This window comes from Pseudomonas sp. 2FG, assembly GCF_005502935.1.
In the GTDB taxonomy this organism is placed as follows: domain Bacteria; phylum Pseudomonadota; class Gammaproteobacteria; order Pseudomonadales; family Pseudomonadaceae; genus Aquipseudomonas.
The window spans coordinates 130,455-153,069 of sequence record NZ_SCMP01000007.1 but is presented as its reverse complement, the minus strand read 5'-3'; the positions used below and the strand labels follow the sequence as shown (position 1 = coordinate 153,069).

General features: G+C 64.9%; 16 protein-coding genes. 8 read left to right on the top strand and 8 right to left on the bottom strand.

Going from position 1 to position 22,615, the window contains the following annotated elements; all coding sequences use genetic code 11:
- Positions 1 to 3 precede the first annotated feature (3 nt).
- Positions 4 to 657 (bottom strand): peroxiredoxin, encoded by a 654-nt coding sequence (locus FFS13_RS09490; protein ID WP_137818856.1) that lies wholly within the window; start codon positions 655 to 657, stop codon positions 4 to 6.
- Between the two features lie 352 nt (positions 658 to 1,009).
- Here FFS13_RS09490 and FFS13_RS09485 point away from each other — a divergent pair, with 352 nt between their 5' ends.
- The 3 genes from FFS13_RS09485 (at position 1,010) to FFS13_RS09475 (ending at position 5,742) form a co-directional block, all read left to right on the top strand.
- Positions 1,010 to 1,300 (top strand): GYD domain-containing protein, encoded by a 291-nt coding sequence (locus tag FFS13_RS09485; RefSeq protein ID WP_137818855.1) that lies wholly within the window; start codon positions 1,010 to 1,012, stop codon positions 1,298 to 1,300.
- A gap of 350 nt (positions 1,301 to 1,650) precedes the next feature.
- Entirely contained in the window at positions 1,651 to 3,753 is a 2,103-nt protein-coding gene (gene fusA, locus FFS13_RS09480) for an elongation factor G (protein ID WP_137818854.1), read from the top strand.
- A gap of 81 nt (positions 3,754 to 3,834) precedes the next feature.
- Positions 3,835 to 5,742, top strand: a complete 1,908-nt coding sequence (locus FFS13_RS09475) for an ABC transporter ATP-binding protein/permease (RefSeq protein ID WP_137818853.1) — start codon at positions 3,835 to 3,837, stop codon at positions 5,740 to 5,742.
- Positions 5,743 to 6,303: 561 nt separating this feature from the next.
- Here the strand turns inward: FFS13_RS09475 and mapR are convergent.
- Both mapR and ccoG read right to left on the bottom strand, forming a co-directional pair.
- Positions 6,304 to 7,713 carry a GntR family transcriptional regulator MpaR gene (gene mapR / locus FFS13_RS09470; protein WP_137818852.1) on the bottom strand — a complete coding sequence of 470 codons (1,410 nt, stop codon included), beginning with the start codon at positions 7,711 to 7,713 and terminating at the stop codon, positions 6,304 to 6,306.
- Positions 7,714 to 7,786: 73 nt separating this feature from the next.
- Positions 7,787 to 9,202 carry a cytochrome c oxidase accessory protein CcoG gene (ccoG, locus tag FFS13_RS09465; protein ID WP_137818851.1) on the bottom strand — a complete coding sequence of 472 codons (1,416 nt, stop codon included), beginning with the start codon at positions 9,200 to 9,202 and terminating at the stop codon, positions 7,787 to 7,789.
- A gap of 322 nt (positions 9,203 to 9,524) precedes the next feature.
- Here ccoG and FFS13_RS09460 point away from each other — a divergent pair, with 322 nt between their 5' ends.
- Together FFS13_RS09460 and FFS13_RS09455 are read left to right on the top strand one after the other, a co-directional pair.
- The gene (locus FFS13_RS09460) at positions 9,525 to 11,198 is read left to right on the top strand and encodes a nitrite/sulfite reductase (protein ID WP_137818850.1); all 1,674 of its coding nucleotides are present in this window, start codon (positions 9,525 to 9,527) and stop codon (positions 11,196 to 11,198) included.
- The gene (locus tag FFS13_RS09455; RefSeq protein ID WP_137818849.1) at positions 11,195 to 11,707 is read left to right on the top strand and encodes a DUF934 domain-containing protein; all 513 of its coding nucleotides are present in this window, start codon (positions 11,195 to 11,197) and stop codon (positions 11,705 to 11,707) included. The genes FFS13_RS09460 and FFS13_RS09455 overlap by 4 nt, the downstream gene beginning before the upstream one ends.
- A 483-nt stretch (positions 11,708 to 12,190) precedes the next feature.
- Here FFS13_RS09455 and FFS13_RS09450 read toward each other — a convergent pair whose 3' ends face one another.
- From FFS13_RS09450 to FFS13_RS09440, 3 genes are read right to left on the bottom strand one after another with little or no spacing between them, the layout of a single operon-like run.
- A complete protein-coding gene (locus FFS13_RS09450) occupies positions 12,191 to 13,267 on the bottom strand; it encodes a lipocalin-like domain-containing protein (protein ID WP_137818848.1) in 1,077 nt (358 codons plus the stop codon).
- Positions 13,257 to 15,734 carry an FtsX-like permease family protein gene (locus FFS13_RS09445; RefSeq protein WP_137818847.1) on the bottom strand — a complete coding sequence of 826 codons (2,478 nt, stop codon included), beginning with the start codon at positions 15,732 to 15,734 and terminating at the stop codon, positions 13,257 to 13,259. Before FFS13_RS09445 ends, FFS13_RS09450 begins: the two co-directional genes overlap by 11 nt.
- A gap of 1 nt (position 15,735) precedes the next feature.
- Positions 15,736 to 16,404: an ABC transporter ATP-binding protein gene (locus FFS13_RS09440; protein WP_137818846.1), complete on the bottom strand. Its 669-nt coding sequence runs from the start codon at positions 16,402 to 16,404 to the stop codon at positions 15,736 to 15,738.
- 302 nt (positions 16,405 to 16,706) lie between these two features.
- Between FFS13_RS09440 and FFS13_RS09435 the strand changes: the two genes are divergently transcribed.
- Entirely contained in the window at positions 16,707 to 17,183 is a 477-nt protein-coding gene (locus FFS13_RS09435; RefSeq protein ID WP_137818845.1) for a YbhB/YbcL family Raf kinase inhibitor-like protein, read from the top strand.
- A 25-nt stretch (positions 17,184 to 17,208) separates the two neighbouring features.
- Here FFS13_RS09435 and metR read toward each other — a convergent pair whose 3' ends face one another.
- Positions 17,209 to 18,129: a transcriptional regulator MetR gene (gene metR / locus FFS13_RS09430; protein ID WP_137818844.1), complete on the bottom strand. Its 921-nt coding sequence runs from the start codon at positions 18,127 to 18,129 to the stop codon at positions 17,209 to 17,211.
- A 158-nt stretch (positions 18,130 to 18,287) separates the two neighbouring features.
- On the opposite strand from metR, the gene metE reads away from it, so the two are divergent.
- Positions 18,288 to 20,615, top strand: coding sequence for a 5-methyltetrahydropteroyltriglutamate--homocysteine S-methyltransferase (metE, locus tag FFS13_RS09425; RefSeq protein ID WP_137818843.1), 2,328 nt, complete (start codon positions 18,288 to 18,290; stop codon positions 20,613 to 20,615).
- A 153-nt stretch (positions 20,616 to 20,768) separates the two neighbouring features.
- The gene (locus FFS13_RS09420; protein WP_137818842.1) at positions 20,769 to 21,788 is read left to right on the top strand and encodes an alpha/beta fold hydrolase; all 1,020 of its coding nucleotides are present in this window, start codon (positions 20,769 to 20,771) and stop codon (positions 21,786 to 21,788) included.
- On the opposite strand, the gene FFS13_RS09415 is transcribed toward FFS13_RS09420, so the two are convergent.
- Entirely contained in the window at positions 21,718 to 22,587 is an 870-nt protein-coding gene (locus FFS13_RS09415) for an alpha/beta hydrolase (protein WP_137818841.1), read from the bottom strand. The two genes, FFS13_RS09420 and FFS13_RS09415, sit on opposite strands and share 71 nt — an antisense overlap.
- Positions 22,588 to 22,615: the final 28 nt, after the last annotated feature.

Below are 22,615 nucleotides of genomic sequence, written 5' to 3'. Positions count from 1 at the left end.
TGGTTACTTCGGTTGCGCCACCACGCGCAGGTAGGGCTTCAGCGTCTTGAAGCCCTGCGGGTATTTCTTCCTGGCATCCTCGTCGGACACCGAAGTGGGGATGATCACGTCCTCGCCCGGTTTCCAGTTCACCGGGGTGGCGACCGTGTGCTTGGCGTTCAGTTGCAGCGAGTCGAGCAGGCGCAGGACCTCGTCGAAGTTGCGCCCGGCGCTCATCGGGTAGACCAGCATCGCCTTGACCTTCTTGTCCGGGCCGACGATGAACACCGAGCGCACCGTGGCGTTATCCACCGCGGTGCGCGGGCCGCCGCTGGCATTCGGGTGAATCATGTCGTAGAGCTTCGCCACCACCAGGTTCTCGTCGCCGATCATCGGGTAGTTGACCGCGTGGCCCTGGGTCTCCTCGATGTCGCCGACCCAGGCCCGGTGGTCGCTGACCGGATCGACGCTGAGGCCGACCACCTTGGTGTTGCGTTTGTCGAACTCCGGCTTGAGCTTGGCCATATAACCGAGCTCGGTGGTGCAGACGGGGGTGAAATCCTTCGGGTGGGAGAACAGGATGGCCCATTTGTCGCCGATCCATTCGTGGAAACGGAGGGTCCCCTCGGTGCTTTCGGCGGTGAAATCCGGTGCTTCGTCGCCAATGCGGATTGCCATGTTCGATCTCCTTGTTTGTGGCTGGGGAGTGGCTAGCGCTGCCGCGACAGCCGTTTCGATCGGGCCTGGGCGTCTGCCTCGAACCTATCAGGGAGAAAAGTATAGGCCCGATAACCGGGCTGTGCCGGCTCCCAGCCGCGACTGCCGGGGTGGTTTTTTGGCCCCAGTGGATCAGCGGTCATGCGGGTGGCGCAGCGGGCTGCTATTCCTTCCCAGAGGAGGTTGGCGGACGGATGAGTGTTGCCAAACCTACCCGCGCGGACGTGCACATTTGGAAGAATGGCGGTCTTCTCCCATGCAGTGGCTCCTGACTCGGTGACCGTCATCTAGCAATCTGAACAGGAGTGAGATCATGGCTACCTTCATCACGCTAGCGAATTTCACCGATCAGGGCATTCGGAGCGTAAAGGATTCCCCGGATCGTTTCGAAGCCTTCAAGGCGCTGGCCGAATCGCTCGGCATCACGGTCAAGGCCGCGTACTGGACGGTCGGGAATTACGACCTGGTGCTTATCGTCGAGGGAGCCGAGGAAGCCGCAACCTCACTGCTCTTGAAAGTAGGTTCGCTCGGCAATGTGCGGACGCAGACGCTGCGCGGCTACTCCGAGCAGGAGGTGAGGCGCATCATCGGCAACATGCCTTAGAGCCTGTCCCTGGTGTAAATGGGGAGGGCCACGGGTGAGGCGTGAATGCCTCACCCGTGGCTCGCCTTGCCATTCCAGCAGGTTCATCTGCACAAATAAATCAGTCCCCTTTTTCACAGGCGATAAGCGGCTGCGCCTAGCCCGTCCCGGAGGCCTGTGCGGTGCTAGCGTTACTAGTGGGGGCTGCCGGCAAGCGCGCGGCGCCCTTCCCGCAGGGCCGGGCCTTCGCTGCCCGGAGCGTCCGGCAGCCGGAGCCGCTCACCGATGAACTCCGCCATCCGCCCGCGAAGCTTTTCGGGCTCCGCCGGGGCGTTGCCATTTATTGTTCAGCCGCCACGGAGGTGATAGTCATGGCCCGTACAACACCCATCAGCCATTACCGCAACATCGGCATAGTGGCCCATGTGGATGCCGGCAAGACCACCACCACCGAGCGGATCCTGTTCTACACCGGGGTCAACTACAAGATGGGCGAGGTGCACGATGGCGCCGCGACCATGGACTGGATGGTGCAGGAGCAGGAGCGCGGCATCACCATCACCTCGGCGGCGACCACGGCGTTCTGGACCGGCTCGCGCAAGCAGCTGGACAAGTACCGCATCAACATCATCGACACCCCCGGGCACGTCGACTTCACCATCGAGGTGGAGCGTTCGCTGCGCGTGCTGGATGGCGCCGTGGTGGTGTTCAGCGGCGCCGATGGCGTCGAGCCGCAGTCCGAGACCGTGTGGCGCCAGGCCGACAAGTACCACGTGCCGCGTATCGCCTACGTCAACAAGATGGACCGCGCCGGCGCCGACTTCCTCCGCGTGGTCGAGCAGATCAAGCAGCGTCTGGGCCACACGCCGGTGCCGATCCAGCTGCCGATCGGCCAGGAGGAGCATTTCCACGGGCAGATCGACCTGATCCGGATGAAGGCCATCTACTGGAGCGACGAGGACCAGGGCATGAGCGGCCGCGAGGAGGCGATTCCGCCCGAGCTGCTGGCGGAGGCGCAACGCTGGCGGAGCAACATGCTCGAGGTCGCCGCCGAGGCCAGCGAGGAGCTGATGAACAAGTACCTGGAGGAGGGCGATCTGTCCGAGCAGGAGATCAAGGCCGGCCTGCGCCTGCGCACCCTGTCCTGCGAGGTGGTGCCGGCGGTCTGCGGCTCCTCGTTCAAGAACAGGGGCGTGCCGCTGGTGCTGGATGCCGTGGTCGAGCTGCTGCCGGCACCCACCGAGATTCCTGCGATCAAGGGCCTGCACCCGGACAACCTGGAGCGGGCAGACGAGCGCCACGCCGACGACAGCGAGCCCTTCGCGGCGCTGGCGTTCAAGATCGCCAGCGATTCCTTCGTCGGTACCCTGACCTTCATCCGGGTCTACTCCGGGGTGCTGAACTCCGGCGATGCGGTGCTCAACTCGGTCAAGGGCAAGAAGGAGCGGGTCGGCCGCATGGTGCAGATGCACGCCAATCACCGCGCCGAGATCAAGGAGGTGCGGGCCGGCGACATCGCCGCGCTGATCGGCATGAAGGACGTCACCACCGGCGACACCCTGTGCGATCTGAACAGGCCGATCATCCTCGAGCGCATGGACTTCCCCGAGCCGGTGATCTCCATCGCCGTGGAGCCGAAGACCAAGGCCGACCAGGAGAAGATGGGCATCGCCCTGGGCAAGCTGGCCCAGGAGGACCCCTCGTTCCGGGTCAAGACCGACGAAGAAACCGCGCAGACCATCATCTCCGGCATGGGCGAGTTGCACCTGGACATCATCGTCGACCGCATGCGCCGCGAGTTCGGCGTCGAGGCCAACACCGGCAAGCCGCAGGTGGCCTACCGCGAGGCGATCCGCAACACCTGCGAGATCGAGGGCAAGTTCGTCCGTCAGTCCGGCGGCCGCGGCCAGTACGGCCATTGCTGGATACGCTTCGCGCCGGCCGACGAGGCCCAGGAGGGGCTGCAGTTCGCCAACGAAGTGGTGGGCGGGGCGATTCCGCGGGAATTTATCCCGGCGATCCAGAAGGGCATCGCGGAGCAGATGAAGAACGGCGTGCTCGCCGGCTACCCGCTGCTCGGCCTGAAGGCCGCGGTATTCGACGGCTCGTTCCACGACGTCGACTCCAGCGAGCTGGCCTTCAAGATCGCCGCCTCCATGGCCACCAAGCAGCTGTCGCAGAAGGGCGGCGCGGTGCTGCTGGAGCCGGTGATGAAGCTCGAGGTGGTGACCCCCGAGGAGTACATGGGCGACATCATGGGCGACCTCAACCGCCGCCGTGGCCTGATCCACGGCATGGAGGACGCGGTCTCCGGCAAGATCGTCCGCGCCGAGGTGCCGCTGGGCGAGATGTTCGGCTATGCCACCGATGTGCGTTCGATGTCCCAGGGCCGTGCCAGCTTCTCCATGGAGTTCGCCCGCTACGCCGAGGCGCCGGCGAGCATCGCCGAGGCCATAGTCCGCAAGTCGGGCTGAAGGCGCCGAGCGGTCGCCGTAGCCCAGGCCGCAGTGCAGGGTTCCAGCTGGGTGTCTCCGATTAGATGGGCAGGTGGCCATATGACAGCGCTCGACGACAAGCAGGCAGCGCAGCCCGTCCGCGCTCCCGACACTAGCGTGTCTAGCAATGGCGGCGCCGGCGCTGCCGAGGACGGCGCTGCCGGCGCCGCGCCGGTCGCACGGGCGGCCAGTGCCCGCGGTGACCTCGCGGTGGTCGCCGCGTTGCTGCCCTATCTGCGCCCCTACGCCGGACGCATCGCGCTGGCGCTGGCGCTGATCTTCGCCGCCAAGCTGGTCAACCTGTACGTCCCGATTGCCCTCAAGCAGATAGTCGATGGGCTCAATGTCGAGCCCAGCCTGCTGATGCTGCCGGTCGGTCTGCTGCTCGCCTACGGCGCCTCGCGCATCGGCGTCAGCCTGTTCGGCGAGCTGCGTCAGGTGGTGTTCGCCCGCGTCATGGCGCGGGCCTCGCGACAGATCACCCTGAAGGTGTTCCGCCATCTGCACGGCCTGAGCCTGAAGTTCCACCTCGCCCGCCGCACCGGCGGCGTGGCCCGCGACGTCGAGCGCGGCGGCAGCGCGATCTCCGATCTGCTGGACTGGACGCTCTACACCATAGTGCCGACCCTCCTCGAGGTGCTGCTGGTGACCGTGGTGCTGGTCTGGGCCTACGACTGGGGCTTCGCCTTCATCACCCTCGGCACGCTGCTGGCCTACAGCCTCTGGACCTTCGCCGTGACCGAGTGGCGCACCCGCTTCTACCGCGCCGCGGTGGAGGCCGATACCCGCGCCAACGAGCGTGCGGTGGACTCGCTGCTCAACTACGAGACGGTCAAGTACTTCAACAACGAGGCCCACGAGGCCGCGCGCTACGACGACAACCTGCGGCACCTGGAGAACGCCCGGGTCAAGGCCACCAAGTCGCTGGCCCTGCTCAACCTCGGCCAGACCCTGGTGGTCGCCCTCGGCGTCACCGCCATGATGTGGCGGGCCGCCGCTGGCGTGGTGGCCGGCGAGCTGACCATCGGCGACCTAGTGCTGGTCAACGCCTACCTGCTGCAGCTGTCGGCCCCGCTGTTCGTGCTGGGCATGATGTACCGCGAGGTGAAGCAGGCGCTGACCAATATGGAGCGGCTGTTCGGCCTGCTCGATCAACGCCAGGACGTGCAGGACGCGCCAGCCGCCAAGCCGCTCGCGTCCAGCCGGCCGCGGGTGCGCTTCGAGAACGTCTACTTCGGCTACGACCCGCGCCGGGAGATCCTGCATGGGGTGGATTTCGAGATCCCGCCCGGCGGCACGCTGGCGGTGGTCGGCCGTTCGGGCTCGGGCAAGTCCACCCTGGCCCGCCTGCTGTACCGCTTCTACGACGTCGATGGCGGGCACATCCGCATCGACGGCCAGGATCTGCGCGAGCTGACCCAGGCCTCGCTGCGCGGCGCCATCGGCATAGTCCCGCAGGACACCGTGCTGTTCAACGACAGCATCTACTACAACATTCGCTACGGCCGTCCCGAGGCCAGCCGCGAGGAGATCGAGGCCGCCGCCCGTGCCGCGCATATCCACGAGTTCATCCTGCGCCTGCCGGATGGCTACGCGACCGAAGTCGGCGAACGCGGCCTCAAGCTGTCCGGCGGCGAGAAGCAGCGCGTGGCGATCGCCCGCGCCCTGCTGAAGAACCCGGCCATCCTGATCTTCGACGAAGCCACCTCGGCGCTGGACTCCAAGTCGGAGAAGGCCATCCAGGCCGCGCTCGAGCGCATCCAGGTCGGCCGCACCACCCTGGTGATTGCCCATCGGCTTTCCACTGTGATGGCTGCCGACCGGATCCTGGTGCTGGACGCCGGCCGCATCATCGAAAGCGGCAGCCACCGCGAGTTGCTGGAGGCCGGCGGCAGCTACGCGCAGATGTGGACGCTGCAGCAGCAAGAGCCCGCTGTGGAGAGATCGCCGCGGCCTGACCATCCCTGAGCGACGCTCCTAACGCGAGCCGAGAGCGCTGAGGTTGAGGCCGCTCGTGCACCAGCGGCTACAAACCAATAGGGAAGTAGCAGCAGGGGATGAAGCACGGCGGAATCCGGGGCAATGCCCGAGAAGCAATCCTCGGCTTGCACTTCGCTCCAGCCGAGTTACGGGCCGATAGTCACGTGTGACAACCAGACCTGTGGCGTAACTAGTGTTTCTGGCACGGCAGCGTTTCTGGCTCGGCGAGTTTTCGCGTCGAGCGCTGAAGAGACGGCATCCGAGCTCCGCTTCCAGCTTAGCGACCGACCGTTAAATCGGCGATGGGCCTAGATTGCGAAGGTCCGTGGGGAGCAGTCATGTCGAACGACGGCCTTGGGGCGGAAGCCAACGCTCAGGCGGGTGACCGGCTGCACTGGCGAACGACCTCACCGGCCAAAAGCGGCCCCTCAGCAGTGTCTACAAAATTAGGGGCGATTCATAACTCGTATCAGATGGGAGCCTGATGTTGCGGGTGCGGTTCGATGGCTATTAAGCCGCTGGCCTTGGTCGGTGGTTGCTCGCAGGAAGTTAAAACGATTTGATGATTCGTCCGAGGGTTTCCGTAGCCTGTTCGAAGCGCTCGTTCCAGGGGCTGCCATAGTTGAGGCGAATGCAGTTGCGGAAGCGCTGGGTGGGCGAGAAGATCGGCCCTGGCGCAATACTGATACCTTGAGCCAAGGCCATCTGGAACAGCTTCAGCGAGTCGACTTGTTCCGGGAGTTCCAGCCAGAGGAAGTAGCCACCGGCAGGATGAGATACACGTGTGCTGCTCGGAAGGTGTCGGGCGATAGCCGCCAATAGTGCGCTTTGCTGTTCTTCGAGGGCGTAGCGCAGTTTACGTAGGTGCCGGTCATAACCCCCGTGTTGCAGATAGTCGGCGATGGCCGCTTGAGCAGGTACCGAGGCGGAAAGGGTGGTCATCAGCTTGAGTCGTTCGACCTTTTGTGCGAAGCGCCCGGCAGCTACCCAGCCGACCCGGTAACCTGGCGCCAGGCTCTTGGAGAAGGAACCGCAATGCATCACCAACCCTTGCGTATCGAACGCCTTGGCCGGCTTCGGCGGTTGCGGGCCGAAGTACAGCTCGGCGTAGACGTCGTCTTCAATCAGCGGTACCTGGTGCTGGTGCAGTAACTCCACTAGTTCACGTTTTTTCGTTTCCGGTAGTGTGGCACCCATTGGGTTCTGGAAGCTGGTCATAAACCAGCAGGCTTTGATCGGGTGTCGCTTCAGGGTTTCGGTAAGTACGGCGAGATCAACGCCCTCACGCGGGTGAACTGGAATCTCCACCGCCTTCAACTTGAGGCGTTCGAGCACTTGCAGGCAGGCATAGAACGTCGGGGTTTCGATGGCGACTAGATCGCCCGGTTGAGTCACGGCTTGCAGGCAAAGATTCAGGGCTTCCAGTGCGCCATTGGTGATCACCAATTCCTCAACGGGGAGCATTACCCCGGTAACCATATAGCGCAGGGCGATCTGTCGGCGCAGGTTCGGGTTGCCCGGTGACAGGTCGGCCACCACCATGCGCGGGTCCATGTCGCGGGTGGCGGTGGCCAGCGAGCGGGCCAGGCGCGGAAGGGGAAACAGCAGTGGGCTGGGGAAGGCCGAGCCGAAGGGTACAGTCTCCGGATCCTTGATCGAGTCGAGCACCGAGAACACCAGCTCGCTAACATCCACCTCGGTGGACTCGTTGACCTGCGGGCTGATCGCAGGCTCGGAGAATTGCCGGGGTGCATGATTGTTGACGAAGTAACCGGAGCGCGGCCGGGCGCGGATCAGGCCGCGGCGCTCCAGCAGGTAATAAGCCTGGAACACCGTGGACAGGCTGACGCCGTACGTCTGGCTGGCGTAGCGCACTGAGGGTACGCGTTGCCCGGGGGTGAGCACCCCCGAGCGGATCAGCTCGGCGATCTCGTTGGCGAATTTTTCGTAGCGCTTCATCTTGTCCTGGCACGCGGGTAGCGGAACGTCGTGCGGACACTCTAATGACAACGCGCGGTTCATGCGACGGCCATCAGCGGTTCAGCGGTGCGACGAAGGCGCTGCGCGCCTGCACGCGGTCGCTCGGATCATTGCTATTGGTCACCTCGAAACCGATGCTTTGCGAGGTGCTCTCAGCGCGTTCGCTGGTCATCGCCACTGACACCGGAATGTCGACGATCTCCCCGGCTGCCAGGCTCAGTTCGTGCTTGCCCTGCAACTGAAACTTGTCGGTTTCGGCCAGCGACAGCAGATAGCGCTGCGGTTGCTGGGTCTTGTTGATGACCTTCAAGGTATAGATGTTCTCGATCTGGCCGAGGCTGTTCTCGCGGAACAGGCCACGGTCCTTGGTCACGTCCAGCGAGACCATCGGCCGTTGGGCCAGAGCCAGGGCGAAGGCGCCGATCATCACTAGCAGGACCAGCGTGTAGCCGATCAGGCGGGGACGCAGCAGGTGGGTCCTGCCACCTTGCAGCACGCGCTCCGAGGTGTAGCGCACCAGGCCACGGGCGTAGCCCATCTTGTCCATGACCGTGTCGCAGGCGTCGATGCAGGCGGCGCAACCGATGCAGTCGATCTGCAAGCCATCGCGAATATCGATGCCGGTCGGGCAGACTTGCACGCACATCTGGCAGTCGACGCAATCCCCCAGGCCTTGGGTGGCCGGGTCGACTTCCTTCTTGCGTGGGCCGCGGCTCTCGCCACGGGCGGCATCGTAGGAGACGGTAAGGGTGTCTTTGTCGAACATCACGCTCTGGAAACGCGCATAGGGGCACATGTGCAGGCACACCTGCTCGCGCAGCCAGCCGGCATTGAGGTAGGTCGCGGCGGTGAAGAACAGTACCCAGAACAGGCTGGCGCCACCCAGTTGCAGGCTGAGCAGTTCGCTCGTCAGCGGGCGGATCGGGGTGAAGTAGCCGACGAAGGTCAGTGCGGTGAGCAGACTGATCGCCAGCCACATGCCGTACTTGGCAGAACGGCGCAGCACCTTGTTGGCGCTCCAGGGCGCGCTGTGCAATTTGATGCGCTGGTTACGGTCACCCTCGGTGATTTTCTCGCACCACATGAAGACCCAGGTCCAGGCGCTCTGTGGACAGGTGTAGCCGCACCAGACGCGCCCGGCGAAGACGGTGATGGCGAACAGGCCGAACGCGCAGATGATCAGCAGCGCCGAGAGCAGGATGAAATCCTGTGGCCAGAAGGTCGCGCCGAAGATATGGAATTTGCTGGCCGAGAGATCCCAGAGCACGGCCTGGCGGCCGCCCCAGTCGAGCCAGACGGTGCCGAAGAACAGCAGGAACAGAACCCCGCTGCCGCTTATCCGCAAGTTGCGGAAAAGACCGCTGAAGCTACGGGTGGTGATCTGGCCTTCGATCTGTTTGACCTTCGCGCGGGGGATGCTCGAAGGGGTGGCGATCTCGACAATCTGGACGGGAATTCTTTCGCTCATGGCAGGCGCTCATCGGGCTTAATCAGGCCGGGCAACAATGCGGCGCCAAGTGTTTTTATAACAGTCTCAGGTATTTGATAAAAAACCATATCAGATGCTTTGCCGAGAGGGACTTTCACAGGTTCTAAAGACCTACGTCCACTGCGTTTATCGCGCTCGGCAACGGCGTTGAAAAAGCCTTCTGATACGGTTTTTTCAGGATTATCTGCGGCTGTTTCGTGCCGTGCTGAAACTCCATAGTGACGGGCCTGAGACTGCCGCTCCTGTGTATATCCATACGCAGTTTTCCGTCCGCGGCGGTCTGCTCTGTGAGGTGCCGACTATGTATCACTACGACGATTACGACCGGGCGCTGGTCCATGAGCGGGTGGCGCAGTTTCGCGACCAGGTCGAACGCCGGATCAGCGGGGAACTGAGCGAAGAGGAGTTCCTGCCGCTGCGCCTGCAGAACGGCCTGTACCTGCAGAAACATGCCTACATGCTGCGGGTGGCGATCCCCTACGGCACCCTGGGCTCGAACCAGCTGCGCTGCCTGGCACAGATCGCCCGGCAGTACGACCGCGACTACGGCCACTTCACCACCCGGCAGAACATCCAGTTCAACTGGATCGAACTGGAGCAGGTGCCGGACATCCTCGAGAAACTGGCCGACGTGGAAATGCACGCGATCCAGACCTCCGGCAACTGCGTGCGCAATATCACCACCGAGGCCTTCGCCGGGGTCGCGGCCGACGAGCTGCTCGACCCGCGCCCGCTGGCCGAGATCCTTCGCCAGTGGTCGACGGTCAACCCGGAGTTCCTCTTTCTGCCGCGTAAGTTCAAGATCGCCCTGTGTTCGGCGTTGCAGGATCGTGCAGCAGTGCAGATGCACGACATCGGCCTGTACCTGTATCGCGATGAGCAGGGCCGGATGATGCTCCGTGTGCTGGTCGGAGGTGGTCTGGGGCGTACGCCGATTCTCGGTCTGCAGATCCGCGACGGCCTGCCGTGGCAGCACCTATTGTCTTATGTGGAGGCCGTTTTGCGGGTCTACAACCGCCACGGCCGGCGTGACAACAAGTACAAGGCGCGGATCAAGATCCTGGTCAAGGCACTGGGCATCGAGGCCTTCGCCCGTGAGGTGGAAGAAGAGTGGCAGCAAATCAAGGACGGCCCGGCCGAGCTGACCCTCGATGAGTTCGAGCGGGTCGCGGCGGGCTTCGTCCCACCGGCCTATGAAAGCCTGGCTGACACTGACCTGGAGTTCGGCACCCGCCTGTCCCAGCACCCGGACTTCACCCGCTGGGTCGATCGCAACGTCTATGCGCACAAGGTCTCGGGCTACGCCTCGGTGGTGCTGTCGACCAAACCGGGTATTACCGCGCCGCCAGGTGACGTCACCTCAACGCAGATGGACGCGGTGGCGGACTGGGCCGACAGCTTCGGTTTCGGCGAAATCCGCATCGCCCATGAGCAGAACCTGGTGCTCCCCGACGTGCGCAAGGCCGACCTGTATGCGCTGTGGCAGCTGGCCTCTGAAGCCGGACTGGCGACGCCGAACATCGGCTTGCTGACCGACATCATCGCCTGCCCCGGTGGCGACTATTGCTCGCTGGCCAACGCCAAATCGATCCCGATCGCGCAGGCGATCCAGCAGCGCTTCGAGGACCTCGACTACCTGCACGACATCGGTGAAATCAGCCTGAACATCTCCGGCTGCATGAATGCCTGTGGTCACCACCATATCGGTAACATCGGCATCCTCGGTGTCGATAAGAACGGCAGCGAGTGGTACCAGATTACCCTCGGCGGCGCCCAGGGTAACTACAGCGCGCTGGGCAAGGTGATGGGCCCTTCCTTTGGCGCTGATGAAGTGCCGGATGTGATCGAGCGCATCGTTGAGACCTTTACCGACTACAGGGAAACCGAAGAAACCTTCGTCGACACCTTCCAGCGCATCGGCCTGGAGCCCTTCAAGGAGCGCGTCTACCGCAAGACTGTGGAAGTGTCGGCATGAACAATCTGATCAAGCTGATCGAAGGTCAGGCGCAGGTCGTCGGTGAAGACAGTTGGAATTTGGTGCGCGAGGCTGAAGGTGAGCTGCCGACAGGCCTCTTGATTCTGTCACTGGAACGCTGGGAGGCCCGTCAGGATGAAGCGGTATTGTGTGGCGAGCGCTTCAGTCTGGATGGGCTGTTGCTGTCGCCTGACGATGAGGTGGAGCGGTTGAAGCCCTGGCTGGGTGTATTGCCGCTGATCGCCGTCGACTTTCCCAGTTTTCGCGACGGCCGCGGTTATAGCCAGGCCTACTTGTTGCGTACCCGTCTCGGCTGGCGTGGCGAGTTGCGGGCGGTGGGTGACGTGCTGCGTGACCAGTTGAGCCATATGCGCCAGTGCGGCTTTGATGCGTTCGCCGTGCGCGAGGACAAATCGGTCGAGGATGCGCTTAAGGGGCTGGCCGGTATCAGCGTGCAATATGGTCGTTCGGTTCTGGAGCCGCGTCCGCTGTTCCGTCGGCGCGGCTGAGACTTGTCGAGCAGCCTTTGTCTAAGAACCTGTTCATGATCTGCTGCGCGTCGGCCATGCCGCGTTGAAATCGGGCTCAAAATGCTCATTTACTACGTGTAAACTGCGCTTTCTCGCCCGATTTCGCGATCCACAGGGATGTGGTGAATGCCGCTAGCCCGCATGGAGCGGGCGCGGCCTTGCCTGACCTTAGCTCGCGAGATCGTGAACAGGCTCTAAAAAACATCCGGGAGACATCCATTCATGCCCTACCGAGTATCACGGAAAGCGGAACGGACTACCTATATCGGGTCGTTAACCGTCAGTTGATAATCGACCATGCCAGGTCCTGCATAAGCAGTTATCGAATCGAGCATCGCCCCTGATCCGCCGGGCAGGGTAAGGCGTCTGAAATGCCGCCTTTCGGCTTTGAGGATGCAACTTCAGTAGCGGCACAAGCCAGCAGTTGCCCGGCCCGGCCGGGCAAACCCATGCACAGACGCCTCAGTACCCCGTCATCTCCAGATAGCCCACCCCCTGATGGCTGCCGCTGAAACGGATGGGCCCCTCCCAGTAAGGGAAGCGGGTAGCCATCCAGGCATTTTCCTGCAGCGCCGTGCTGGTGATGTCGAAACCCTGGCTGGCGATGCGCAGCGACCAGCGGGTCGGCAGCCGGCGACCCGCGACCCGGCTGTGCTGCAAGGGGGTCATGACGATGTCCCGATTGCCCAGCACGCGGGTCTGGCCGGTGGCGCTGATCCAGGTGCCGGCGCGGTAGTGGGCGCCGTCGGCATGGCGCAGCTGGAACAGCATGAGCTTTTCGCCCGTACTCAGATGCAGCGAGAACCAGTCCCAGCCTTGCTGGTCGGGCGCCAGGGGCTGGCTGCTCCATTCGCGATCCAGCCAGGCCTGGCCCTTGACCTGATAGGTCTTGCCCTCCAGCTGGATGGCACCCCGAGCCTGGAAGAACGGCTGGCTGTAGTAGTAGGACGCCTGCCCCTGTCCGGACTTCTGGCTGAAGCCCAGCTCGCCCTGCAGGACCGGCGGCAGGCTGCTGACCAGGCGCAGGCGATAACCGAAGGCGCGGCCCCGGGCGTGCAGGTCCAGCTCGCCCAGCTCTGCGTTTGCCGGTTTCTGGCTGCTGAAGTGCCAATCGTCGATCCAGGCCTTGAAAGGCGAACTCATGACGCCGGCCTGGCCGATGCCGCCGCGGGCGAAGGTTTCTGTGGAGTGATGGCCGTAAGGGCCGGTCAGCCCGGCATGGCCCATCCACAGGTTCTGGTTGCTCCAGCCCTCATTCGTGGAGCCGGGCTGCAAGGCACTGCGGAACAGGGTCCATTGCACGCCCCAGGCGCGGCCCTGCTCATCCTCCAGATTGGCCGTCACGTACCACCATTCGATGCGGTAGTCCGGATGCGCGCCGTGGTCCACCGGGAAGCTGAAAGCCCTGCCTGGGCTGACGCGGGCAAAGCTCGCGGCTGCGCTGCCGAGCCCGGCAAAACCCGCGACAGGGGGCGGCTCGGCATCGCAGGCGCCGAGCAGCACGCCCGCGAGGAGCGCCAGGCGCAGGCTAGCGTTCATCGGCGAAGGTCCTCAGCAGCTCGGCCGGGGTGGTCCGGCCGAGCTTCCACAGCGGCCAGGCTGCGGCCAGGAGCGTGGCCAGTAACGCCATGGCCAATAGCTGCAAGAGCTGCCAGGGAAACACATGCAGCGGCAGGCGCCAGCCAAACGCCTGCACGTTGATCACCGCGACCAGGCACCAGGTCAGCAACAGGCCCAGCGGAATCGCCAGCAGCAGCGTGAGCAGGGCCAGCAGCAGGGTCTGGCCGAGGCTGAGCCAGGCCAGCTGCGCTCGACTGACCCCCAGCGCCCAGAGCGGCGCCAGTTGGCTCAGGCGAGACTGGCCGAGGGTCAACAGGCTGATGAACAGCGCCACGCCGGCAACCCCCAGGGTCAGACTGTTGAGCGCGGCGGTGGCGGCAAAGGTGCGTTCGAACACGCGGGTCGACCAGGCCTTGAGTTCGCTCTGATCGATGATCCGACTGCTATCCAGGGCAAATGCCTTCTGCAGGGCCTGCATCAGCTCGGGGACCCCGGCGGCTGGCAGATGCAGGCTGTAGCTGCTCGGGCTCAGCCCCGGCCAGTGGCGCTGCAAGCCCGCGGCATTGACCAGCAGATGACCCTTAGGATTGCCGTAATCGGCATAGATGCCGGCGACCAGCAGCGTCCATTCGCCTTTGGCGGTGGGCAGGCTCAGGCGCTCGCCCAGGTGCAGGTTCAAGCGTCGCGCCAACTGCTCGCTGAGCATCAGCGCCTCTTGCCGGGCCAGTTGCTCCCAGGCATCCGGGCTGGCGCTCAGCAGTGGCCAGTGGGCACGGTAAGCCGGGTGATCGAGTATGCCGGTGAGCTGCGCCGGCCAGCCCTGCAGCTGCAGCTCGACCCGCCAGCTCGGCAGTACCGCGCGGACCTGTGGCTGGCGGGTCAACCAGGCGCCTATGGCCAGTGCTTGCTGAGGGTCTCGCGGGTTGAGGTAAAGCTCGGCGGCCAGACGCTGATCGAGCCAGCCGCCGAAGGTCTTGCGAAAGCCCTCGGTCATGCTGCCGACGCCGATATTCGCCGCCAGCGCCAGCAGCAGGGCCATCAGCGCCAGCGCCAGCTCCGGCAGCTGCTGCCGGCTGTCGGCGATAAACCACTGCGCCAGCGGCGAGCGGCAGTGGGGTAGCAGGCCCTCCAGCAGCAGGCTCAGGCACAGCGGCAAACCCAGGGCCGCGGCCAGCAGCAAAGCGGCGAGCAGGACAAAGCCTGCGATCAGGCTGTTGCCGCCAAGCAGCGCGACCAGCGCCAGCAAACCGAGCGCTCCGGCCAGCAGGGCTTGGCGGCGTAACCAGAGCGCCTGGGCCTGCTGCCACGCCTCGGGCTGGGCCAATGCCAGCAGCGGCAAGCGCGCGGCCCTGAGCAGGCTGCCGGCACCGGCGAGCAGGGCGCCGAGCAGGCTGATGGCCAGCCCGCTGAGCCACCACAGCGGGCTGAGGCTGAGCTGCCCGGCGACCTCGGCACCATACAGGCCACGCAAGCTGGCCACGACATCCGGCAAGAGCAGGCTGGCCAGCCAGTAACCGCTGACCACGCCAGCCAAGCCGCCGAGCAAGGCCAGGCCGCAGAGTTCCAGGGCCAGGGCGCCGAGCAGGGTCCGGGCGCTCACTCCACAGGCCCGCAGGGTGCGCAACAGCGCGCGGCGCTGCTCCAGGGCCAGGCCGATGGAGGCGTGCACGATAAACAGCCCGACGACAAAGGCCAGCAAACCGAGGGCCGTGAGATTGAGATGGAAGCTGTCGGTGAGCCGGGCCAGCTCAACCGCTTCGCTGCGGCGGTTCAGTACCAGCTGTTCGGCCAACTGAGGCGGCAGGCTCGGCTTGTCCCGGGCGAAATCGCCGGCCACTAAGAGCCGGGAGAGCTGCTGCGGTGCAGCGAGCAGTCGTTGGGCAACACCGATATCCACCAGCAGCACGCCGGGCGCCAACTGTGCCCGCAGCTCCAGCGGCGGCAGGGCTTGCCCGGATTCACTCAGCGGCCGCGCCCCGGCTTCGAGGTCGAGGGCCTCGAGGGTGTCGGGCGCAATCCAGGTGCGCCCGGGCTGGCCGAGAAAGGTTGCCAGATCCAGGCTGTCGACAGCTTGCCCGGCCAGCGAAGTGCCGGTTGGCAAGGTCAGGGGTTCGATACCGACCAGTTGCAGGCGTTGCTCGGCCTGCCCCTGCAGACGCAAGCGGCCCTGCAGGAGTGGCGATACCGGCCAGCCGGCACGCCGCAGCTCGATGAAGTACCGCTGCGGAAATAACCCGCCGTTGTGGGCACTCAGCGCGTATTGGTCATCGCCGGCCAGCAGTTGGCTGGCCCGTGCATAGCTTTCCCGGGCCTGGCTGTTCAGCGCCTGCACGCCCGTCCACAGGCCGGTGGCCAGCCACAAACCGGTCAGCACGCTGAAGAACTGCACCGGATGCCGGCGCCAATGGCTAAACAGGCCACTCAGCGTCCAGTAAAAGATCCGCATCTCAGGCCTCGCCCCGATCCAGCAGGCGGCCGCCCTGCAAGGTCAGGCGCCGCTCCAGGCGCGCCGCCATGCGTGGGTTATGGGTCACCATCAGGAGGCTGGTCGGGCTGTCGGCGAGCAGCTGCAGCAGCAGCTCCAGCACCTCGTCACTGGTCGCCTCATCCAGGCTGCCGGTGGGTTCGTCGGCCAGCAACAGCGGCGGTCTAGCGGCCAACGCACGCCCCAGCGCCACCCGTTGCTGCTGTCCGCAGGAGAGTTGCTCGGGATAGCGCTCGAGCAGCTCGCCAAGGCCCAGCCGCTGGATCAGCTGCGCCTGCCAGTGCGGGTCATAACGGCCCGCCAGACGCGCCTGGAAGGCCAGATTGTCCTCGACCCGCAGGCTGGAAATCAGGTTGAACTGCTGGAAGATCAGGCCGATCCCCGTGCGCCGCCACGCCGCCAACTGGCTTTCATCGAGCGCCGCCAGCGAGCGCCCGGCAACCCGGATGCTGCCGGCATCGAAGCGATCGAGTCCGGCCACCAGGTGCAGCAGGGTGCTTTTGCCACTGCCGGATTCGCCCATCAGCGCCAGACTGCTGCCCTGCTCCAGCTCGAGGTCGATGCCCCGCAGCACCGCCAGCGGCCCCTGGGGCGTCGGATAGCTTTTGCATAAGCCGTGGATCTTCAGCATCAGTGTGCGGCCTTATCGAGGCTGTGCCGGCGATGGTTTTTAACCGAACTAGAACGCCCAGCGGCACGACCGAGCCTGGGAGCGTGCGGCGCCGGATGGAACCCTTTGCCGCGCTGCAGTTGTAAGTAATAGTGCGCTAGGCCAGCAGGACAAGGTGCTGGAGTCATTAAACCGGCTTGCAGGGGGGCGCATTCGTTGCTAAGCAACAAGAGGCGCAGCTAGCCGCTCAAACGCGGCGCACTCGCTCGCTACGCGAAGCGCGAAGACGCGTGAATCACTCCGGCAGCCAGGAGACAACCACCATGGCCATGACGTTAAGCTCTTCAGTTTTCGCCCAAAACGCGACTATCCCCGCTGTGCACAGCTGCGACGGCCGGGACCTGTCTCCGCCCCTAAGCTGGACGGCACCGCCCGCGGGCACCCAGAGCCTGGTGCTGATTGTCGACGACCCGGATGCTCCCGATCCCGCTGCGCCGAAAATGACCTGGGTCCACTGGCTGCTGTATAACCTGCCGCCCGGCGCCGGTAGCCTGCCCGAGGGGGTTGCGGACCAGGACCTGCCGCCCGGAACCCTGCAGGGGCTCAACGATTGGCAGCGAACCGGTTACGGCGGCCCGTGCCCACCGATCGGCAGCCACCGCTACTTCCATAAATTGTATGCGCTGGACAGGCTGCTCGCCGACCTTCACCACCCCAGCAAGGCGGCGTTGGAGCGGGCGATGAGCGGCCATGTCCTGGCCCAGGCTGAGCTGCTTGGCTATTACCAGCGGCGGCGCTAGCTATTGAACCCACTCGTTAAACCATTCAGCCGCGGGCGGCACTGACGCCTTCCAGCGTGGCGAAGGAGGTGTCCTTGGCGGTGAGCAGGAAGTCGCGCATGAAGGGCGCATCCAGCATGTCGCTGCGGATGCCGGCGTACAGCGTGGCAAACAGGCCTTTGTCGCCGAGGCGTTTGGCCGTCACGTAGCCCCGCGAGCTGTACTCATGCAGCGCCCAGTTCGGCAGGCCACAGACGCCACGCCCGCTGGCCACCAGCTGCATCATCATCACCGTCAGCTCCGAGGTGCGCACTTGCGCCGGTTCGATATCGGCCGGTTCCAGAAAGCGGGTGAAGATATCCAGGCGGTCGCGTTCCACCGGATAGGTGATCAGGGTTTCCTTGGCCAGGTCGCCCGGCACTATGTAGGGCTTGTTCGCCAGGCCGTGCTGGTTGGCTACCGCGAGCATGGCCTCGTAGGTGAACAGCGGCACATAGGTGATGCCGGCCAGCTCGAGCGGGTCCGAGGTCACCACCAGATCCAGATCGCCGCGGGCCAGGGCCGGCAGCGGGGCGAAGGAGAAACCCGAGGCCAGGTCCAGCTCGACTTCCGGCCAGGCGTCGCGGAACTGGTCGATGGTCGGCATCAGCCACTGGAAGCAGCTGTGGCATTCGATCGCCATGTGCAAGCGCCCGGCGGTGCCGCCAGCCAGCCGCGCCATGTCGCGCTCGGCGGCGCGCAGTTGCGGTAAGAGCGAGTCGGCCAATTGCAGCAGGCGCAAGCCGGCGCTGGAGAAGCGCAGCGGCTTGGTCTTGCGCACGAACAGCGGCATGCCCAGGCGCTCTTCCAGTTCCTTGAACTGGTGGGAGAGGGCGGATTGGGTCAGGTGCAGGCGCTCGGCGGCATCCACCAGGCTATCGGCCTCACGCAAGGCGTGCAGGGTCTTGAGGTGGCGAAATTCCAGCATGCGGCGTGCCTCATGGTGATGTGGATATGCGTCGAGCTCTTTGTAGGCGCGGGCCAATCATGAGTGAATCTATCGATCAACGCGAATATGTTGAGTTTGTCTCATGGTGCCTCGCCTGTCGACAATAGTTCCCATCATTTGCATGGAGGTGTTTTGTCATGGCCCTGGCCCACAACCTTGGTTTTCCCCGTATCGGTCGCGACCGTGAACTGAAGAAGGCGCTGGAAGCCTATTGGCAAGGCGATCTCGACGAAGCCGGCTTGCGTGCGGTCGGCCGCGAGTTGCGCGCCAGCCATTGGCAGGTACAGCGAGACGCCGGCATCGAGCTGCTGCCGGTGGGCGATTTCGCCTGGTACGACCAGGTGCTCACGCACTCGCTGTGCTTCGGCGTGATCCCCGAGCGGTTTCGCCCGCCGGCCGGGCTGCCGACCCTGGAGACCCTGTTCGCCCTGGCGCGTGGCGCTGTTGGCAACACGAGCCGCCAAGCCTGCTGCGGCGGCGCCCATGCGCAGCCCCTTCTCGCACAAGAGCTAACCAAGTGGTTCGACAGCAACTACCACTACCTGGTCCCCGAGTTCAGCCAGGATCAGCAATTCAAGCTGAGCTGGGAGCAGCTGTTCGAAGAGGTCGAGGAGGCGCATGCACTGGGCCATAGCGTCAAACCGGTGTTGATCGGCCCGCTGACTTACCTGTGGCTGGGCAAGGCCAAGGGTGACAGCTTCGACAAGCTGGATTTGCTCGAACGCCTGCTGCCGCTCTACGGCGAAATCCTCGGCCGCCTCGCCGCGCAGGGCGTGGAGTGGGTGCAGCTCGACGAGCCGATCCTCGCGCTGGACCTGCCGCAAGACTGGAAAAACGCCTTCGAGCGCGCCTACCACCTGTTGCAGTACTCGCCGCTGAAGAAGTTGATCGCCACCTATTTCGGCGGCCTGGAAGACAACCTCGGGCTGGCCGTAGGGTTGCCGGTGCAGGGCCTGCATGTCGACCTGGTCCGCGCGCCGGAACAGCTTGGCGCCGTGCTCGATCGCCTGCCGACCTACAAGGTGTTGTCGCTGGGCGTGGTCAACGGCCGTAACGTCTGGCGCTGCGATCTGGAGAAAGCCTTGGCGCACCTGCAGGAGGCGCAACTGCGCTTCGGTGCCAACCTCTGGGTGGCCGGTTCCTGCTCGCTGCTGCACAGCCCGGTGGATCTGAGCCGAGAAGATCAGCTGGATGCCGAGCTGAGCAGTTGGCTGGCCTTCGCCGTGCAGAAGTGTGGCGAGATCGCCCTATTGGCGAAGGCGCTCAGCGCGCCGGAAGATCCCGCGGTGCAAGCGGCTCTGGCCGAGAGCCGCGCGCTGCAGGCGAGCCGGGCGCAATCCCCGCGCATCCACAAGGCCGACGTGCAGGCCCGGTTGGCGGCGATCAGTGCGGCGGACAGCCAGCGGCTTTCGCCCTTCGGCGAGCGCATCGAGGTGCAGCGCGCACGCCTTAACCTGCCGAGGTTCCCGACCACCACCATCGGCTCCTTCCCGCAGACCGCGGCGATCCGCCTGGCGCGCCAGGCGTTCAAGCGCGGCAAGCTGTCGGCCGGCGAATACACCGAGGCCATGCACGGCGAGATCCGCCATGCGATCGAGGTGCAGGAGCGCCTGGGCCTGGACGTGCTGGTACACGGCGAGGCGGAGCGCAATGACATGGTCGAGTACTTTGCCGAGCAGCTTGACGGTTACATGTTCACCCGCTTCGGCTGGGTACAGAGCTACGGTTCGCGTTGCGTCAAACCGGCGGTGATCTTCGGCGACCTGAGCCGCCCGCAACCGATGACTGTGGAGTGGATTCGCTATGCGCAGGGCCTCACCGACAAGGTGCTGAAGGGCATGCTGACCGGCCCGGTGACCATGCTGATGTGGTCCTTCGCCCGTGAAGATCTGTCGCGTGAGGTGCAGGCCCGCCAGCTGGCGCTGGCCATCCGCGACGAAGTGCTCGACCTGGAAGCGGCCGGGATCAAGATCGTGCAGATCGACGAAGCGGCCTTTCGTGAAGGGCTGCCGTTACGCCAGGGGCAGTGGCAGCACTATCTCGACTGGGCGGTGGAAGCCTTCCGCCTTGCTGCCTGCGGCGTGCGCGACGAAACGCAGATCCACACCCACATGTGCTACAGCGAGTTCAACGACGTGATCGAGTCGATCGCGGCGCTGGATGCCGACGTCATCACCCTCGAGACCTCGCGTTCGGCTATGCAGTTGCTGCAAGCCTTCGAGGCCTTCGACTATCCGAACGACATCGGCCCGGGCGTGTATGACATTCACTCGCCGCAGGTGCCGGACAGGGCCGAGATGGTCGCGCTGCTGGAAAAGGCCGCCGAACACATCCCCGCCGAGCGGCTGTGGGTCAACCCGGACTGCGGCCTGAAGACCCGTGGCTGGCCGGAGACCGAGGCGGCGCTGGCCAATATGGTCGCGGCGGCGCGGCAGCTGCGCGGGCGCAAGGCGCAGGCGGCGTAGCGGGTGCTGGCAAGCGCAGGCTTGCCGAGCCGAGTCACAAAATAAGCGACCGCTCGGCAATCTTCATCAAATTGTCATGGTTCTGTGGCAGCGCGCTCGCATGGATATCACCAAACTCGCGTCCTACTGGGGTTCTGCGTTTTGGTGTTTCTTATGCGTGCGCTACTTTTCCTGGCTGCACTGGTGTGCGGCGTGCCGTCCTTGGCGGCATCGACCTGCGATCCGCGGGTACCGACCGAAATCGTCGAGGTGGGCGAGGTGCGTCTGGCCTACCAGAGCATCGGTCGCGCTGCCGATCCGGCCTTGCTGATGGTCATGGGCCTCGGCGGCCAACTGATCCACTGGCCCAATGCGGTGGTCGCGCGGCTGTGCGAGCAGGGCTTCCGGGTGATCCGTTTCGATAACCGCGATGTCGGCCTGTCCGCCTGGCGCGGCACGCCGCCGGCGGTCAACCTGAGCTATGAGGTGTTGCGCCACCGGCTTGGCCTGGCGGTGTCGGCGCCTTACCAGCTGCGCGATATGGCCGGCGACGCCTTGGGGTTGATGGACAGGCTGCACGTGCAGAACTTCCATGTGCTGGGTGTCAGCATGGGCGGCATGATCGCCCAGCATCTGGCCGATCTCGCCCCGCAACGGGTGCAAAGTCTGACCCTGATCATGACCAGCTCCGGCGCCCAAGGCCTACCGGCGCCGAGCCAGGCGCTGCTGGAACTGCTGGCCCGGCGCGAGGCCCCCAGTCGGGCGGTCGCCCTCGAGCAGCAGGCCGACCTGCTCGCCGCCCTCGGCAGCCCTAAGGTCAGCGACGACCGCGGCAAACTGCTGCGCCAGGCCGCCCGCGCCTACGACCGCGCCTTCAATCCCGAGGGCGTGCAGCGCCAACTGCTGGCCATCCTCGCCGAACCCAGCCGGGTCGACCTGCTCAACCGCCTGCGGCTGCCGACCCTGGTGGTCCACGGCACCGCCGACCCGTTGTTGCCGGTGATGCATGGCGTGCATGTGGCCGCGCATATCAAGGGCGCCGAGCTCAAGCTGATCCCCGGGCTGGCCCATCGTTTTCAGGAGGCCTTCAAGGAGCCGCTGTTGGCGGCGGTGTTGCCGCATCTCAAGGCGCACCAGCTCGGTGGGCCCCAATTCGCTCGGCTGCCTGCGCCGGCGCTGTCTTACATGCAATAGGCCGGTCGCGCCATTGCGGCCAGCGCTCAAGCCAGCCGGCATGGTGGCTAACGCCGGCAAGCCGGTGTAGCTCCAGGCAGTCGGCCGAGTCTAGCCGCGCGGCGTATTCGTCCAGCAGGCTGGCCGGTACGACCCGATCCTCGGCTCCGGTCAAATGGCGCTGCGGCAATTCCCTCAGGCGTTCGGCAAAGTCCAGTGGTTCCAGCGAGTCTTGCAACGGCGTCAGTTCGAGCCGTTCCGCCCAGCGTCGTGGGCTCAGATTGCCGGCCAGCGTTTGCACCTGGGCGATGTCATTCCGGCGTGCGGCCAGCAGCAAGGCCAGGGCGCCACCGCCCGAGTAACCGATAAGCTCGAAGTGACGGTTGCCATAGCGCTGTTTGAGTTGATCCAGGGCTTGCTCCAGGCTGCCGAGCACTTCCTTGGAGAAACGTGCATCGGTCCAATAGCGTGGCGCGCAAGCGGGCGAGTTCAGGTACTGGCAGGGGCGTGCCAGGTAGATGCTGGGCTGCGGATCTTCCATGGCCAGTCGCGCCAGCAGCGGATCGCGCGGTGTCGGGTCCAGGCTGGGTTGGGTGGGCGTGATCCAGGCCCGGCCGTCACCCTCCAGGTAGACCCGCAGCGGCTTTGCCGAAGTGGATGAGGTCGCTGGCAGTGCCGCCCGCAGCTGGAATGGCCGGGTTTCCAGGCTAACCAGTTGGTGGGCATGCGCCTGCGCCAGCCGCTCCAAGGTGGCGCCAGGACTGGTGCAACCCCCGAGGCCCGCACCGATAGTGCCCAGCAGGAACAACCAGGCCCGCATATGCGGGCCTGGGTACGGGCAGGTCAGA